Annotated in this window: 14 protein-coding genes, 1 tRNA gene and 1 pseudogene; 1 reads left to right on the forward strand and 15 read right to left on the reverse strand. The window is 47.4% G+C overall.

The window, feature by feature from the left end:
* Positions 1 to 126: 126 nt before the first annotated feature.
* Together FP815_01810 and FP815_01815 are read right to left on the reverse strand one after the other, a co-directional pair.
* Positions 127 to 786 carry a response regulator transcription factor gene (locus tag FP815_01810; protein MBA3013672.1) on the reverse strand — a complete coding sequence of 220 codons (660 nt, stop codon included), beginning with the start codon at positions 784 to 786 and terminating at the stop codon, positions 127 to 129.
* Positions 761 to 2,545, reverse strand: a complete 1,785-nt coding sequence (locus FP815_01815) for a HAMP domain-containing protein (GenBank protein ID MBA3013673.1) — start codon at positions 2,543 to 2,545, stop codon at positions 761 to 763. The genes FP815_01810 and FP815_01815 overlap by 26 nt, the downstream gene beginning before the upstream one ends.
* 217 nt (positions 2,546 to 2,762) lie before the next feature.
* Between FP815_01815 and xseA the strand changes: the two genes are divergently transcribed.
* Positions 2,763 to 4,106, forward strand: a complete 1,344-nt coding sequence (gene xseA / locus FP815_01820) for an exodeoxyribonuclease VII large subunit (GenBank protein ID MBA3013674.1) — start codon at positions 2,763 to 2,765, stop codon at positions 4,104 to 4,106.
* Positions 4,107 to 4,189: 83 nt separating this feature from the next.
* On the opposite strand, the gene FP815_01825 is transcribed toward xseA, so the two are convergent.
* The 13 genes and pseudogenes from FP815_01825 to FP815_01885 all read right to left on the reverse strand — a co-directional run bounded on the left by FP815_01825 (position 4,190) and on the right by FP815_01885 (position 16,481).
* Positions 4,190 to 4,594 (reverse strand): PilZ domain-containing protein, encoded by a 405-nt coding sequence (locus FP815_01825; GenBank protein ID MBA3013675.1) that lies wholly within the window; start codon positions 4,592 to 4,594, stop codon positions 4,190 to 4,192.
* 280 nt (positions 4,595 to 4,874) lie between these two features.
* A tRNA-Pro gene (locus FP815_01830) sits at positions 4,875 to 4,951 on the reverse strand.
* 49 nt (positions 4,952 to 5,000) lie between these two features.
* Positions 5,001 to 5,804, reverse strand: coding sequence for an ATP-dependent sacrificial sulfur transferase LarE (gene larE / locus FP815_01835; GenBank protein ID MBA3013676.1), 804 nt, complete (start codon positions 5,802 to 5,804; stop codon positions 5,001 to 5,003).
* Between the two features lie 331 nt (positions 5,805 to 6,135).
* Complete coding sequence (locus FP815_01840) at positions 6,136 to 7,290, reverse strand: L,D-transpeptidase family protein (protein ID MBA3013677.1); 1,155 nt, start codon at positions 7,288 to 7,290, stop codon at positions 6,136 to 6,138.
* A gap of 26 nt (positions 7,291 to 7,316) precedes the next feature.
* Positions 7,317 to 7,466 carry a DUF882 domain-containing protein gene (locus tag FP815_01845; protein ID MBA3013678.1) on the reverse strand — a complete coding sequence of 50 codons (150 nt, stop codon included), beginning with the start codon at positions 7,464 to 7,466 and terminating at the stop codon, positions 7,317 to 7,319.
* A gap of 14 nt (positions 7,467 to 7,480) precedes the next feature.
* Positions 7,481 to 7,796, reverse strand: a pseudogene (locus tag FP815_01850) (type II toxin-antitoxin system RelE/ParE family toxin).
* Positions 7,796 to 8,038 carry a type II toxin-antitoxin system ParD family antitoxin gene (locus tag FP815_01855; GenBank protein MBA3013679.1) on the reverse strand — a complete coding sequence of 81 codons (243 nt, stop codon included), beginning with the start codon at positions 8,036 to 8,038 and terminating at the stop codon, positions 7,796 to 7,798. Before FP815_01855 ends, FP815_01850 begins: the two are co-directional and overlap by 1 nt.
* A 704-nt stretch (positions 8,039 to 8,742) precedes the next feature.
* On the reverse strand, positions 8,743 to 9,813 hold the full coding sequence (locus FP815_01860; protein MBA3013680.1) for a virulence RhuM family protein: 1,071 nt from the start codon (positions 9,811 to 9,813) through the stop codon (positions 8,743 to 8,745).
* A 12-nt stretch (positions 9,814 to 9,825) separates the two neighbouring features.
* Entirely contained in the window at positions 9,826 to 10,551 is a 726-nt protein-coding gene (locus FP815_01865) for a M48 family metallopeptidase (protein ID MBA3013681.1), read from the reverse strand.
* Positions 10,551 to 13,757 (reverse strand): type I restriction endonuclease subunit R, encoded by a 3,207-nt coding sequence (locus FP815_01870; GenBank protein MBA3013682.1) that lies wholly within the window; start codon positions 13,755 to 13,757, stop codon positions 10,551 to 10,553. Before FP815_01870 ends, FP815_01865 begins: the two co-directional genes overlap by 1 nt.
* A 2-nt stretch (positions 13,758 to 13,759) precedes the next feature.
* The gene (locus FP815_01875) at positions 13,760 to 14,197 is read right to left on the reverse strand and encodes an HTH domain-containing protein (protein ID MBA3013683.1); all 438 of its coding nucleotides are present in this window, start codon (positions 14,195 to 14,197) and stop codon (positions 13,760 to 13,762) included.
* A complete protein-coding gene (locus FP815_01880) occupies positions 14,160 to 15,299 on the reverse strand; it encodes a DUF1016 domain-containing protein (protein MBA3013684.1) in 1,140 nt (379 codons plus the stop codon). Before FP815_01880 ends, FP815_01875 begins: the two co-directional genes overlap by 38 nt.
* A gap of 159 nt (positions 15,300 to 15,458) precedes the next feature.
* Positions 15,459 to 16,481 (reverse strand): virulence RhuM family protein, encoded by a 1,023-nt coding sequence (locus tag FP815_01885; GenBank protein ID MBA3013685.1) that lies wholly within the window; start codon positions 16,479 to 16,481, stop codon positions 15,459 to 15,461.
* Positions 16,482 to 16,521 lie beyond the last annotated feature (40 nt).

Below are 16,521 nucleotides of genomic sequence, written 5' to 3' on the forward strand. Positions count from 1 at the left end.
ATGAATTTGAGGCGAATAGCAGGGCTATTTAACGAAAATCCATGGAGATATGGGCCGGTTTTATGAATTTGCAGTAGATTTATGTCTAAGTCCGACAGACTCCTAGTGGGCTTTGATTGAGGAAGTTTATGATACGTCCCCTAGTAAACCTAGTTTGGCGGCATAGTGAACCAAGGCTGCGGTGTTGTGGAGATCAAGTTTAGTCATGATATTCATTCGGTGGTTGGCGACGGTTTTGGTGCTGATGGTGAGTTTGTCGGCAATTTCCTTAGTGGGCATCCCCTTGGCCAGGAGTCGCAATACCTCCTGTTCCCTGGGGCTGAGGTCGCCGTATGCGGAATTTGTACCGTTGTCCTCCTCAGTTACATCAATAAGTTTAGGTGCAATTTCCTGGGACAGGGCTGGATCCAGAAAATACTCGCCGTTGATTGTTGCTTGCAGACAGTCGTTAAGAGATTTTGCTACCGAATCTTTGACAACATAACCAAGGGCTCCTGCCCGTAGGGCCTTGATGATATAGTCTATTTTCGTGTGCATGCTGACGATGACGACCTTGAGTTCTGGTAATAGGGTGGTCAAGGTGCGGGTCAGTTGGAGGCCGCTTTTGTCTGGGAGGGAGAGATCAACAATGGCGAGATCCGGTTTAAGGGACATCACCAGTTGCTCTCCCTCCTTGGCGTCACCTGCCATGCCGACTACCTCAAAGGCGGTCAGGCGATCAACCATCTGTTTGGTGCTTTCCCGAAAGAGCGGGTGGTCATCAATGATTATGATTTTTTTCTTCATGTTTTTCTCCAGTGTTCCAGGGGATTTCAATAAAGAGTCTGGTGCCTGCTCCAGGTCGCGATGATATTTTAAACGATCCAGCCAGAAGGTTCACCCGTTCTTGCATTCCGAGCAATCCGAAACGTTTTTCGTTTAAGGCTTTTTCCCGAATTTTGTCGAGGTCAAAGCCCTGGCCGTTGTCTTCGATTTGTAAAACTATATTGGGTCCTGATGCCACCAGCTTCACCTGGACTTCGCTGGTTGAAGCGTGATTTTTGATGTTATTGAGCGCCTCCTGTACCAAGCGGTAGAGGTTGATTGCGATGTCGTAGTTGAGGCCAATCGAGATTTTTTCCATCCCCGCAGCGGTGAATTCAACAGGGATTTTATTGTTTTTTGAGAAGTCCCGGCAAAATTCTGCAAGGGCAGTTTTTATGCCCATTTGCTCGAGACTGGAAGGCCAAAGATTATAGGAAAGCTCTCTCACGGTTCTGATTGAGTGTTTCAGGACTTCGGTCCATTCTGCGGCTTTGTCCTGCAGTTGGACCTGGTCCGTGGAGGGATCCGCAAACAGGGTTTCACTCATTACCTTTAATGCGGAGAGTTCTTGAGCGACATTGTCATGCAGGTCGAGTGAGATTCTTTTCCGTTCAATCTCTTGTATTTTGAGTAACTCTTGGGTTAGGAGGTGGACCTGGGTTTCGGCTTTATGCTGCTCCTCTTCCGCTTTTATCCGTTCTCCAACCTCTTTTTTTAGATAGCTAATTGCTTGAGAGAGTTCGTGTGTCCTGGCTAGGATTTTGCGATCGAGTTCATTGCATGAGTCTGCCAATTTTCTGGCCATTGATTTGAACTCCCCTGCCAGTTCTTCAAATTCGTCGCCGGTGGTTACGGAGAGGTCGTGGTCAAGATTGCCATTGCCTATGTGCTTGGCACCTTCACGGAGTACCGAGATTGGGGTGAGAACGGTTTTGGCCATGTATAGTGTCATGTACAGAGCGATGAGCATGCCGGAGATGATAGAACTCCAGAAAATGGCCTTGATCTGGCGATATTTATTGGTAATGATCTGTTTGGTCGTGGCCAGTTCCTGGAGGTGGAGAGCGAGGTGTTCGTCGAGTATCGTGTTGAGAGCGATTTGTTCCTGATGAATTTTGGAGTGGACTTTATTCATCTCTTCCGTGTCCTTCCATCCATATTCCGTAAGGTTTAGAAGGTAGCGGGCATGTCCCATGACCTTGATGGCTCGATCCCGGATGTCATACGCTTTTTTTTGAACCGGGGTATTGCTGTGTTCGGCTTGGGCCAGGTGTTGCTTAACTAACATTCTGAGTTTATTTATATTTTCCTCGGTGCTCAAACGGTCGATCCTTTTGGCCATGATCTCGCCGTCCAGGGAGGTGAGGACTTTCTTGAGCTCAAGCATGCTTTGGGCGTTGGGCGCTATTTTGTCTTGCAGGCCTGAAATGAGCTGATTGATGGAGAAAAATGCTCGAATGCCAATTGTACAGAAAATTGCGATGAGGATGAGAAGTGGTAAGAATCCGAGAATGAATTTGTTTCTTAGTTTCACGTTGGCCGTCAGAGTTTGTGCGGTGGTGTTGGTTGGATACGTTGTTCGTATGATGTTTATTGGTTCAGCTGACGTTGGGTAACGTTGTAAAAGGTGAAAGTCTGCTCTGATAAGGGGAGGAGTATTTCTGGTTGGGTGTTGCAGAGCTTTATCCTTGGAAGAACATATAAATACTCGAGAAAAGATCATCTGCCAAGTAAAAGGCAATTGTCTGGTCTCTTGATGGTTTCATTGATCTGAAAGCAAGGAGCTGCTTTAGGTTTCGAGGGTTTATTTTTAAGTTTCAAGCTCTGTGATTCGGCTTGCTAAAATGGAGGGGATGGGACACTATTATGCCGTCATTAGGATGGATTAAGAGAATTTATTTGATTTTCAAAGAGGACAAGGTGGAGAAGAAACATTGTGTGAATGAGTTGGAGAGGCAATGGTGACGTCACTTTTGTCAAAGGTACAGTCCGTTACCGAGATTACCCGTTCAATTAAGGGGCTTTTGGAGACCAGTTTTTCTTTTGCCGCCGTATGTGGGGAAGTTTCAAACTTGAAGCAACCTTATTCCGGGCATCTATATTTTACCCTCAAGGATCAAGGCGCTCAGCTTAGAGCTGTGATGTTCAAGACTCAGCGGCGATATCTTTCTGAGGCCTTTGCTGATGGCGCTCGGATTATCTGCCGGGGGAGGCTCTCTGTTTACGAACCCAGGGGTGAGTATCAGCTGATTGTTGACTCGGTAGAGGGCGCTGGACTGGGGGATAGGCTTGCCGCCTACGAACAACTTAAGGAGAAACTGTTTAGGGAGGGGCTGTTCGACTCGGAGCGAAAAAGGAAACTCCCACTACTGCCAGAGGGGATCGCACTGATAACTTCGCCTCGCGGGGCTGCGGTCCATGATTTTCTGACAATAGCGGCCCGTAGGTTTCCCTCAGTGCCGATTGAAATTGTGCCGGTTGCTGTTCAGGGAGAGGGCGCTGTCGCAGAAATTATTGCTGCCATCAGGCTCACGTGCCAGAGAGCACGGGCTGGGGTGATCGTTATCTGCCGTGGTGGCGGTTCGGTTGAGGATCTTTCTCCATTCAATTGCGAGGAACTTGCCCGCACTGTTGGTCAAGCGAGCATTCCTGTAGTCTCTGCAATCGGCCATGAAATCGATTTTACTATTCTTGATTTTGTGGCTGATTGTAGAGCGCCTACCCCAACAGCTGCTGCAGAAATGGTGTTGCCTGACCGGGGACAACTGTGTACGACAGTTCGACAGTATACCGCCCGGCAACGTGCTGTTGTTGTCGGTTCGATGGCTCAGCTACGTCATCGGCTTACGCTGCAGACTCGGCTTTTGGGAGATCCGACACGGGTTGTTGAGACATTCAGGATGAGGATTGATTTTCTTGTGTCCCGAATGCGGAGAGGGGTTGACAGTCAGCTGAAGCAAGGGGTACAGCGGGTGGAAAAGATGCGGGGTGTTGTGGTTCGGTATGATCCTAATCTCCTGGTCGCTCGACATGAGACGGCGGTGGCAATTCTGCGGCAGCGTCTTTTGGACCTGGAACAACGGTTTCTGGAGCGAAGGAGGGCGCGACTTGAGCAATGTACCGCTATTTTAAGGTCGGTCAGTCCCCAAGCTGTGCTGGAGCGAGGGTATGCCATTGCCCAGATGCTCCCTGGTGGGGATATTGTGAAATCAGTTGGCACTGTCAGTTGTGGTGATCGGTTGTCGCTGAAATTGTGCGATGGGTCGGTGGTGTGTCGTGTCGATGAGGATCTGGTGCCATAACCTGTGTATTGTTCTGCTACGAGTGTTTGCTGAAGAAGTGTTTCCTCTCGTAGGTGCTGATATGGCGTTGTGAAAAGTCAGTTTCAGGCAATGCCTAGGGTATGGTTCTTGATAAAAAAGTCAATTCGTTCCTTTTGCGCGGGGGTCAGGCTGGCAAAGCTCAATCCGACTTTTCTGATCATAATGGTGCTCAGGGCTGAATTTTCAGGCTGGTCTTGCCATGCCATGGCAATTGGCACTTCCTCCAAATAGAATCCGGCATCGTTTGCTAGGATGTCCATGACTCCTTCCGTGGGTAAATGGCCGTTGTTGTCAATGTACTTTAATTCACAGCCTCCAGCACTGATGTCAATAATCTGACCGATGATGTTTGGTGTTATAGCGAGTGTTTTTTCCGGAGCTTTGAAACGCTGGTGCCGTCTCCGTTCTGTCATTGTGGGCTTTAGGCTGGGCGGAGGCTCGGTGTGTGTCATTTTATATAGTGTCATTGTGCTCGGCGTTTGTGCTGTCGGCGTTGTTATGTATGTGAATAGGGTGAATGCATTATTATCTTTTATTTATGAAAAAGCAAGATACGTACCTGTAAGACAGTTAAAATTGGTTCTTTAATATAATAAGGAGGTTGAGATTTTTTTTTGTTTTTTGATTAAGGGATAAGGAGAGTTTTTTTCCGGAAATCTGTCTTTTTGTCCGGAAATTGACAGGGTTAGTAACAGATTAAAAAAAAAGGGTTACCGCTTTTTAGCGGTAACCCTTTTTTGACTATATTGGTCGGGATGAGAGGATTCGAACCTCCGGCCCCTTACTCCCGAAGCAAGTGCTCTACCAGACTGAGCCACATCCCGACACCATTGCGTATTCATTTTGGCCATGCCTTCGGACTATATGTAAAAGTCACGACAAAATACTCTCTCTCTCTGAAAGGTCAAGAAAAACTTTTTTTGCCCCTAGTGAGAAGAGGAAATCTCGAATTTGAGCTAATTGATTCTTATGTGTTATCGTGAAGATATCTCCTGACGCCAGCTCGATGGTAAAAGCTATCCCGTTGAATCGGACGCGGCAGCCATGGTAGTCTAACTCATGGAGATACCGCTCAGCTTGCTCAATGAGGGATAGTCGCTCAAGGGTTATTGGTGTGTCGGTTGTAATCCGTGTTGCCAGGCATGAGGCTGAGGGTTTGTTCCATGTCGGAAGGTCAAGGGCTCTGCTTAAGATCCTGATTTCTCGTTTGGTTAGACCAGCTTCGGCGAGAGGACTCTGCACTTTAAGCTCAATTACTGCCTGCATCCCTGGGCGGTCTGTGCTTAAGTCATCAAGATTGGTGCCGTCGATCATTATGGAGAAATTTTGTTGACGGGCTAAGTTGGTGAATACGGAAAAAATATATTTTTTACAATAATAACAACGTCTTGATTCGTTGTTGGCGAACTCTGGAATGGCAAGTGGGTCAAATGCAATAACTTGAATAGGGGCACCGATAGCCTTGGCCGTGTCGAGGGCGCTCTGTCGTTCCTCGATTGGTTGGACGGCTGAGTCGGCGAAGAGTGCCAACGTATTGTCGCCTAAGGTGTCATGGGCGACTTTGAGCAGCAGGGAGCTGTCCACTCCACCTGAAAAGGCGATGGCGACACGGCTGTAGTGGGATAGAGTCTCTTTCAATCGCTGGAATTTTTGTTCGATCTCAGGGGGAATGTTCATCTGTTGTGACCGGTGTCCTTGGTTCTTGTCAAGAGCGTTTTGCTTTTACACATCCTCTAAGTTATTTAACTGGTTGAGATCTTTTTGTCACTCCTGCAAGTTGTTGGCAGAAAAATAGCCGCGTAAGCGATCACAGGACACCCCATCTGCTTCGCAGTCTCGCTGCGTTCGTTTAGCTGTCATGATGCTGCTCACATACCAAATTATAGTTCGCAGCCCCATTTCACGCATCTGGGGTACCCTGCAATCGCTTACAGTTCTGAGGCAGAGCGCAGTTTCTAGTTTTTACCCCGTGATCACTTACATAGCCGCTGTAAAGAGCTGCCCCTTGTTACAAGGGCGGATTCAGATTATAGACGTCTGGTCGGAATTGGATGGTGCCTTCATGATCGACCCAGGCGGTCATGTAGACTACATGGACAGGGATGGGTGATGGGATCATGATCCGCCGAGTCTTTTTGCTGGAAATCACCGTATTCAGGGAATCAAGGGAGTCCAAAGATGTACCCTTCAAGAGGTAAAGGGCCAGCTCCAGGGGGGCTTCGAGTCGGATACAACCGGAGCTGAAGGTTCGGGAGTCTTTTTGGAACAACTCACGGGCTGGTGTGTCGTGGAGGTAGACATCATGGGGGTTGGGAAGGAGGAACTTTATGCGCCCGAGGACATTGCTTGGGCCGGGATCTTGGATGAATCGGTAAGCCAATCGCTCAGGAGAGAGGTTTGCCCAGTCGATAGTGGTGTGGTTGATCGCTTCGGTGGAGGTCCAGTCTTTGAATACCCGGAATTGCATCCGATCCAGGTACCCTAGGTCTTTTTTTATCTTTGGGAGAAGGTCTTCTGTTGCAATGATGTGCGGCACCTTCCAGCTCGGGTTGACAACCAGGACCGAGAGGCTTCCATTGAACACCGGGGTTTGCCGGGATGTCTTTCCGACAATCACAGGCATAGTGAGCATGAGTTTTTTGTCCTCGAACAGCTTAAGTGAAAAGTCGGCAATGTTTATGAGGATATGCCGACGCTCCAAAATTTGCGGTAGTGTCTGACACCGTTGAAGATTTGCTGAGAGTTGTCGGATGCGTTCGTCGAGGGGTACATTGAGTTCTTTTAAGGTGCTGGCTCCGACGAGACCATCGACTTTCAGCCCATGGCGACGCTGGAATTTCTGTACAGCTTCCCTGATGGTTCTGTCAAAATACTCATCCTGACGTGCTGGCGGAGTTATATCTGAGCTTGCGATAAGGCGTTTTTTCAGAATGGAGATTCGTTTATCGGTAGCACCTTCGCGCAGCGTCGGGCCGCCAGGAACCTGTGGCCAGCCACCGTGTGTGGCAAGTTCCTGTAATTGGGTAATAGATGAGTTCATTGCGGGCAGTAAGCAAAGTTTTTCCAATGCCGAAGGGTCAGGATTTGCCGACGCAAAAACTGGCAGCAGGAAAGTGACAAACGTAACGCAGAATAAGAGAAGGAGTTTGAGAGTAAGGGGCATGGGGTACGGTTTTTTGATGGTTCAGACTACCAGGCGCGGATTGATCCCGAGTCAATATGGATGAAATCTTCTCTTGGATAATAGCCTACGCCGCCAAGGTGGAGTGAGAGTGCTGCGCGATGGAGGATGGAGAGGTCCTTGTCTGGGATGCGTATGTCGATGGCACGTAAGATCATAATAGAGCTAGTCCTCACACGAACAAACTAGGGTTCAGACAGACGCGAATCAAATCCATACGTCCGTGCAGAATACGAACAATCTCTATTGAATCCCCGGACTTTTGACGATAAAGTCATTATGTAACTGCCAGTATTTAATTTCCGGTAGCCATTCCGAATGTCGCTGCAATCTTTACCTTCAAGGGGATTTACGGCAAGTTGTTGAAATGAAGCATCCAGCATGGTTAGATACAGATTGCGCTGTTCTCGCCCCCAACGTTCTTTTGTGTAATGACCAATCTCTTTTAAATCGGCTTTCGCCAAGTTAGTGAGGGTAAAAGATGCCATCAATTAAGACCTTCACCATCAAGTTCATTAATTAACCCCTTGAGGGAATAATCAGCCGTGCCGCTTTCTTCTCCTTCCAAAAGGGCTCGACGCAGCAATGATAGTTTAGTCTCACGTTCCTCCAAAAGGCGCAAACCAGCTCGGATAGCCTCGCTGGTAGAACCATAACGGCCTTGGCCAATCTGCTGAGAAATGAACTTTTCGTAATGAACGCCAAGCGTAACGCTGGTATTTTTTTGCATGATATGACCTCCATTAATACGTTTATGATAATATTATATAATATCTGTTGGTATTGGTGTCAACCGAGGCTAAAACTAAAAAATACCTGTCGAACGCCTCATCGCCTATCTCACGATGTAACGATGCACCCCCATTGTGCTGGTAAATGGTATGTCATAAGTTGGTGTATTATCGGTAATAATCAGTGTTGTCCGGTTAGAAAATTGCACAAGCAATTGTTCCTAAAAATAGTCCCCTCGCCCCTTGACGATGACTTTTACACATTATTTTTTACGTTAAACGGGTAGAAGTCAACGGATGCGCCCGGACTGCAGTGGACACAAAAAAACCCGCAAGGCTAATAGCCAAGTGGGTTTCTGGATGTTTCCTGACCCTACCGGAAGTTAATATGGTGGAGGCCCCGGAGCCTTACCCCAATTCGTTCTCCAAACCGTTCATCATCCACAAAACCTGTTTATTCAACATCTTGCGCAACGCCCAACCCCTTCAGACTGCCGGACGCCGAGAGAAATTTAATTCTCTACATTTTCCCGAAACAGAGAACGGACGCGGGTTCGATTCCCGCTCGAATACCCGGCGGTGTGTTTTTCAACTCATGTCTGTATGAGCCAGTGTCACAAGTTGTGTCGTGAGTTTGTCGTAAGTTTTTGTCACAGCAGATGTCATAATAATGTCACAGCTCCGTGTTGCAAACCTGAACGGGTCAGTCATCATCCGTGTGTTCAATCTGTTTGAGCAGCCGGTCGAAGTCACTTTCAAAGAGTCGATCCTGAACAATGCGGTATTTTTCAAATTCACTTTCGGCATGAGCCTTGGCCAGCTCTGCGGTCACCTTTCCAGCGTCTTGTAAAATTTCCCTATCCCAGAGTTTCAGGAACCCAGCCAAACGTTCTTCCCAGTCAGCCATGGTCATAGGGACTTTGCGCATGGCCTGCATTTCCGCCATATCCAGATAGGCCGACACGATTCGCTGCATCTGCCCAAGTTCGAATTCCGACAGGTAATTCTTGGCAATAGAAACATCATATTTATGGATTTTCCCACTGGGAGCACCATCCCAACTGGTCAGCCCCATGTTTTCTTTCTTGTGATCAGCGCGATCCACAAGGATCTCTGATGCAGTATTGCCATGGATGGCATAATGCATCTTATTCTGGACAGCCGCAAAGAACCGCTTGGTGGCTGTGGCGGATGGGTCGTAGTCCAATGCGGTGGCATAAATATCCGTAATCTTTTGGTAGAACTTACGTTCAGAAAGCCGGATCTCGCGGATCTTCTCCAACTGCCGCTCAAAGAAATCGTTCGTTAGAACACTACCGCCATGTTTCAGACGTTCCACATCCATGGTCCACCCCTGAATGGTGAAGTCCTTCACAATCTGGTTTGCCCACTTGCGGAACTGGATGGCACGCTCGTTTTCAATCTTGAAGCCCACAGCGATTATGGCCTGTAAACTGTAGTGATCTACCTCTCGTTTCACCTGCCTGTTACCCTCGGTTTGAACTATTAAGCATTTCTTAATAGTTGCCTCATGGGTCAACTCGTTATCAGAGTAAATGCGCTTAAGATGCTGATTTACAGCCGGAACCGTAACATCATAAAGTGTTGCCATCATCTTCTGCGGCAACCAGATATTTTCGTCTTCATACCGCATTTCCACGCTGGTTTCGCCGCTGCCGGTTGCCGCAACAAAAGTCAGATATTCAGCTGCTGAGGACCGAACGATAGAGGTCTCTTTTTTCCCGGACTTCTGAAGTTGCTTGTTCTTCTTCATCTCATATCTCCATTAAACCATACTGAGTTCGAGTTTGTGTTTTATCTTCTCCCAGCCCGGGATGACAGAGTCGAGGAGCTTATAAAATTCTGGGCTATGATCATGATATTTCAGGTGACACAGCTCATGCATAACAACATAGTCAATGCACTCTTTAGGCGCTCTGATCAGGTCTGTATTAAGGGTTACCGTGCCCTTATCTGAAAGGCTGCCCCATCTCTTTTGCATTCGCTTAATGGATAGTTTAGGCTGGCCGATGCCCAGACCATTGAATTTTTGCCAGCAGCGCTCCATACTCACCGCAAATTGAAGCTGTGCCTTTTCCGAATACCATTGGTTTAAAAGTTTCTTGGCAGCATTTGGAGTCGGCTCACTCCGGCAAGTGATATGAAAAAAGCCGCGAGACAATTTCACTGAGTTTTCCGTGCCTTCAGCTAATTTCAATCGGTATTGCTTTCCAAGATACAGGTGGGTCTCACCGTTCACGTAGCAACGATCAGGCGTCTTTGGATTAAACTGCTTGAAATAATTCAGCTGCCTGAGAATCCAACGAGCCCGCTTTATTATTTTCTTCTCTATCACTGTGATATCGGACTGCACGGGTGCCTTGATAAGAACCGTACTGTCAGGATGCACAGCAATTTCCATCGTTTTTCTGTCACAGTACAACAGACTGAAATCGATGGTCTTCCGGCCGTAAACAACCGAGTGTTTGTTGTTATGAATTAATGCCTCCATTATTTATAGCTCCTGTGCTTTGCCACCTGCAGAACCTTCTCGATGATGTCATCCATCTGATCAAGCGTCAGTTCGATCCCTCTTTCCGTCTTGAGCTCATCATAGAGGTAATCGTCAATCTCATTAACCGCCTGTTTCTGAGCGTCTTCATCATCCCAGAAGTGAACCTTCTTGTGTTTTTCCAATATGCCATGAATAGCAATTGCCGTATCTGCAGCAGCGGATTCAAGGTCTTCTTCACCTAATTCGTGCTTTTCCAGGAAAGGCTTAAGTACACCGAAGTAGGCCATGGCATCTTCATTCCCGGAAAGCTTATCCGGTATGTCATCATGCACCTTGCCGACAACCTTGTTGCGGATATCCACGACTTTGTTCAGATAATCCAGGTCGGATATCCTTTTCGCCCTGAAATCTTCAATCGCCTGCTGGATCAGTTTTGAGAACTTCTCGTAAAACGCAGGGTCTTCATCCATCTTTTCGGTGATAACTTTCCTCAAAGCGTGTGCAATCGTATCAGCCTTTGAAGCCGTTGTTTTCTTGGTTTGGTAGACGCCTTGCTCCTCTTTGACCTGATTAAACATTTTGTCGTCAAAGATATTGACCGGCTCATTCAGTTGAACAACTTCACTGGCTTGAATGTGGGTATCCAGCAGCTTTTTGATCTTTGGCTCATAATCCCGGTAGTCAATGGCCTCTGCATATCGGAGCTTGACAGACGCCTTGAGCGACTGGAATTTTCGAAGATCTGCCTTGTATCTGGACAAGGTTTTCTCATCGGTTTCGGTCAGGAAATTTTCGGAAGAAAGTGCAATGCCAAGGGTTTTCCAGAATTCCGAAAGACGGCCGTAAAACTCTTCTCTGAGCTCATCATCGGCAAGCAGCACTTCATAGGCTTCCTCATCGTAGGAGTGCTTAACCGTTTTGAATAGATCCCAAAGATCGGAATACCGGCCTGGCAGTTTTTCGATTTCGCTATTTATGGATGTCAAGGTGCCGACCAGATCGGATTCATCGAAACCTTCAAATGCGCTGTACATGGTAAGTGCTTTGTCCAGTTCACCGAGGACGCTTGCATAGTCGACGATAAAGCCGAACTCCTTACCCTCATGAAGACGGTTGACCCGGGCAATTGCCTGAAGCAGCGTGTGCTCCCTCAGCACCCTGCACAAATAGAGAACCGCGTTTCGCGGGGCGTCAAAACCCGTGAGCAGCTTATCAACAACAATAAGGATTTCAGGTTCACTACCATGTTTAAACTGGTTGATGAGCTGCTTGGTATATTCGTCTTCACTGCCATAACGCTTCATCATTTTTTGCCAGAATTTCACGACCTCATCCGTTGTTTCATCATCGGTCTCTTCATAGCCTTCACGCATATCCGGCGGCGAGATAACAACCTCGGAACTGACAATAGCAATCTCATTCAGGTACGCATTGTACTTAAGCGCGGATGCTTTATTCGGGGCCACCAGCTGTGCCTTGAATCCTGTTCCCTGCCAGTTGGACCGGAAGTGCTCACTGATGTCAAAGGCTCTCATGTATATGACCTGTTCCGCTTTGTTCAGCATTTCCGCTCGTGCATATTTCCGTTTCAGATCCGCCTGTTGCTCCTTGGTCAAGCCTTGAGTGTGTCGCTCAAACCACAAATCAACAGCGGTCTGGTTCTGTGTCATCTCTACATGCCGTCCCTCATACAGAAGCGGAACCACCGCGCCATCTTCAACGGCCTGTGTAATGGAATAATGGGGCTCCACCAGTTCACCGAATTTGGTAAAGTTGTTCTTTTCTTTTTTTAACAGCGGCGTGCCGGTAAATCCCAAATAACAGGCATGAGGAAACATCTGTCTCATCCGGGCGGAAAAGGAACCGAACTGGGTACGGTGGCTCTCATCCACCAGGATGAAAATATCGGGCGATTCATCCTGATATTTCTTTACCGCGTAAGCCTTGTCGAACTTGTGAATGAGGGTTGTGATAATTCCTGACTTCTTTTCAGCAACCAACTCAAGCAGGTTTCTGCCCGATGTTGCCCGGTTCGCGTCAAGACCACAGGCGGCAAAGGTGTTCCCAAGTTGTTTGTCGAGGTCATCACGGTCTGTCACCAGAACAATTCGCGGGTTCAGAATTTCAGGATCTAAGGCCAGGTTCCGGGCCAGCATCACCATGGTCAGGGATTTCCCTGAACCCTGAGTGTGCCAGATCACGCCGCCTTTACGCGAGTTGGTGCTATCAAAATGCTTTACCCGATTCAGGGTAGACTTGATGACGAAATACTGTTGATAGCGGGCAACCTTTTTGATTCCCCCATCAAATACCGTAAACTTCCACGCCAGCTCAAGCAACCGCTCGGGGCGACACAAAGAATACAAAGCGATATCCTGCTCCGTTACTAAGCGGGTTTTTGAAACCACTAATTCACACGAATTTTCACTAATATCAAAAGAAGCTGGGTTTACTTCATAGCGAAGCGACTTATCCACAATTGTTTTCAGCTTATTATATTCGTGTTCATTCGTGTCCATTCGTGGTTCCTTCCACATGGACCAGAATTTTGCAGCGGTTCCCGTTGTTGCGTACATGGCGCTGTTTTTATTCATAGCCAGCACCATCTGGCTGTAGATGAAGAGCTTTGGAATATAGTCATCATTCTGATTTCTGATCGATTGCGAAACAGCCTGTTCCACTTCAATCTGCGGCGCTTTACACTCAATCACGCAAAACGGAATACCATTAACGAAGAGAACAATATCCGGACGGGCCGTCTCTGTACTTCTGGAACGTTCAACACTATATTCGACCGTAACATGAAACTTGTTGCGACCGGGATTCCGCCAGTCGATATAGTTCATGTTGAAGCTTTTTGAGTCGCCCTCAATGGTCTGCTCCATGGCCGTCCCAAGCGTAATCAGATCGTAAATGGACTCGTTGGTCTTCAGCAGGCCGTCGTATTTGATGTTTTTCAGCTTCTGGATGGCCGACTGCACATTCTCCTCGCTGAAGAGATACTCACTGCCATCATGGCGACGGATGCGGTTTATCTCTTTGAGCTGGTTGCGCAGTATGCTCTCCAACAAGACATTGGAGGTGCGACCCTGGCGTTCGGCTAGTGCTTCTTCAGGAGAAATGTACTCGTAGTCCATCGCAATCAGCAATTGCAGGGCAGGGATTTGGCTCGTCAGTTTTTCGTTGGTTGCAAAATCACACATGATTATTCCTTAACTTCACAGTGACCACGAGTACCGCCAATTCGTTTTATCAGGCCATGGTCTCGCAGTTGCATAATATTTTTCTCAATAGCCGTTGTACTGACATCCAGCAATTCAGCCAGCTGGGCACCTGAAATCTTGGGATTGGATTTCATCTCAACGAGAATCCGTTCTTTGGTATTACCCAACTGATTACCCAACTCTTCGGAAGTCGGTGCTTTCACCAGCTCAACCGCCACACCGCCTGTATTTTCCTCAATAACCGGCTCCGGCAGTCCAGCCGCTTTGCAGGCATCGGTGATCTTTTCAATGCCCCGTCCCCAAGAATCAATATAGCCGACCCAATAACAAACCTGGGCAGAAGCTTTAAACCATGGATGGAAACGGATACACACAGATGGATCACTCATGATCGGATTCCTCCAGTTTTTTGAAGTCATCCTCGATTTCCTCCACCGTAGGGAGTGAACCCTTTAACTCATCGGGCAACACTTCGGTCAGAGTGAATTCACTGACGCCCATGGGCTTGTTGATGTCGCGCAGAGCAAATTTCGTTTCAATCTTGTTTTTGTCACGGCAGAGCAGAATCCCGATGGTGGGATTATCGCCGTCGCTCTTGAGCAGGCTATCGACCGCCGAAAGATAGAAATTAAGCTTTCCGGAGTATTCAGGAATGAATTTTGTGTTTTTGAGTTCAATCACCACATAACATTTCAGCCTAATATGGTAAAACAGCAGATCCAGGTAATAATCGCTTTCGCCAACTTCCAAATGATATTGCCGTCCGACAAAAGCGAAACCCTTGCCAAGTTCCAATAGAAATTTGGTGATATGTTCGATCAGCTGATTTTCAATATCCCGCTCATTATAAGGGTGAGTCATGCTCAGGAAATCAAAGGTGTACGGGTCTTTGATGGTTTGTTGCGCCAGATCCGATTGTGGGGAAGGTAGGGTTGCCTTAAAGTTGCTGATTGCCGTACCCTGCCGGGCAAAAAGGTTGGATTTAATCTGCAAGGCCAGAACATCCCGGCTCCAGCCGTTTTCGATAGTCTGTTGAATGTAAAACCGGGCTTGCTGGCAGTCAGAGACTTTATCCAATAAAATCTTGATATGACTCCAAGGCAATTGTCCCCCGATCTGCTGGACAATTGACGGAACCGTTTGTGCCCCGCTTCGAGGCACTATTTCAGATTCCAATTGTGCCCCCGACTGGGGCACAATTAGCTCTTGATCAGAAAAGGAGCTAAAAACTTCATAAAACTTCTTGGTATAGTAGAGGTTGCGGCGAGAGAATCCCTGCGTATCCGGAAATTCAGAGCTTAAATCCTTTGCCAGTTGATCTATAACCTTGGCTCCCCAGTCCGTCTCCGCCAGCTTGCGGGAAATATCTCCTCCAAGCTCCCAATAAAACAAAATCAGCTCACGACTAGCCGCCAAGGCCGCCCGAAGCTGTGTTATACGAATCTTCGCTTTCAATTCTTTCAGCCACAAAGCGTAATCGCCTTTGGTAGGTGCTGTGTTTTTTTTTAATTCATCACTCATCATTCATACCTCATCATTCGGCGAACCTGCTTCGACTGTTTCCATTCGATATTTTGGGATTCTTTAGTCATGAGACAGACCTCTTATTAATCGCGAAAAAGGTTGGAACCACTGAAGACACGGATAGGCACGGGACGGGGCATACTCATGAGAATTCCCTCACGCATCGCTTTTTCCTTTCTTTTTGGTGGATTCGATCTGTTTGACAGCATTATCAAAATCATTGAGTGACTTTGCCGAATCCACAAGGCGTTTGCTGTGAAACTTCTCGTATTCGTATTCTGCCAATTGCTTCGCCATCTCATGGGAGATTTTACCGGCATGGGTGAGAATGTCGCGGTCGTTTAGCGTCATAAAGCTGTCCAGCTTTTTAATCCAGTGGCTCATATACATCGGGATACGACGCATGGCCTGTCCCTGTGCAAAAATCAGATATTGTTCAACCAGATTATTCAGTGCCGCCAATTCATCCTCATTCAGATAATTTTTGGCAATAGGCACATCCTGTTTGCGGACTTTTGCACCACGGTAATTGGTGAGACCCATGTTCGGCTTGTCGGCATCCGCTCTGGAATGAATGATCTCCGCCGCCGTCTGGCCGGTGATGGCCCAGTGCATTTTGTTCTGAACGGTTTTGAAGAATTCAATGCTGATGTCCAGGGTTGGGTCATAGTCGATACTGGTCGCATAGATATCAGTAATTTTCTGATAAAAACGACGCTCCGAAGTGCGAATATCCTGAATGCGCCGTTCAAGCTCTTCAAAATAGTCAAAGGGCTGATCGGGGTTTTTCAGTCGCTCATCATCCAGCAAAAAACCCTTCTTAATAAATTCTGTCAGTTGCTGGGTTGCCCAGATGCGGAAACGAGTCGCCACATGGCTTTTAACCCGATAGCCGACGGAGATAATCATGTCCAGATTGTAGAAGTCCACCATTCGGGCAACTTGTCGATTCCCCTCCATTCGAACTATCCGGAATTTCCGGATAGTTGCCTCTGGAGTCAGCTCTCTTTCTTCATAAATATTCTGAATATGCTCACTTATGGTTCGAACATCCTTCTGAAAAAGCTCTGCCATTAACCCCTGAGAAAGCCAGACAGACTCATCCTCAAACCGAACATCCAGCTTCAGTTTGCCGTCTTCAGCCTGATAGACCAAAAACTGTCCTTTGGGTTCTTCCATATTTCCATCTTTGGCTTTTAAATCATCATTCATAACTCAT

Source organism: Desulfobulbaceae bacterium (genome assembly GCA_013792005.1).
GTDB lineage: Bacteria > Desulfobacterota > Desulfobulbia > Desulfobulbales > VMSU01 > VMSU01.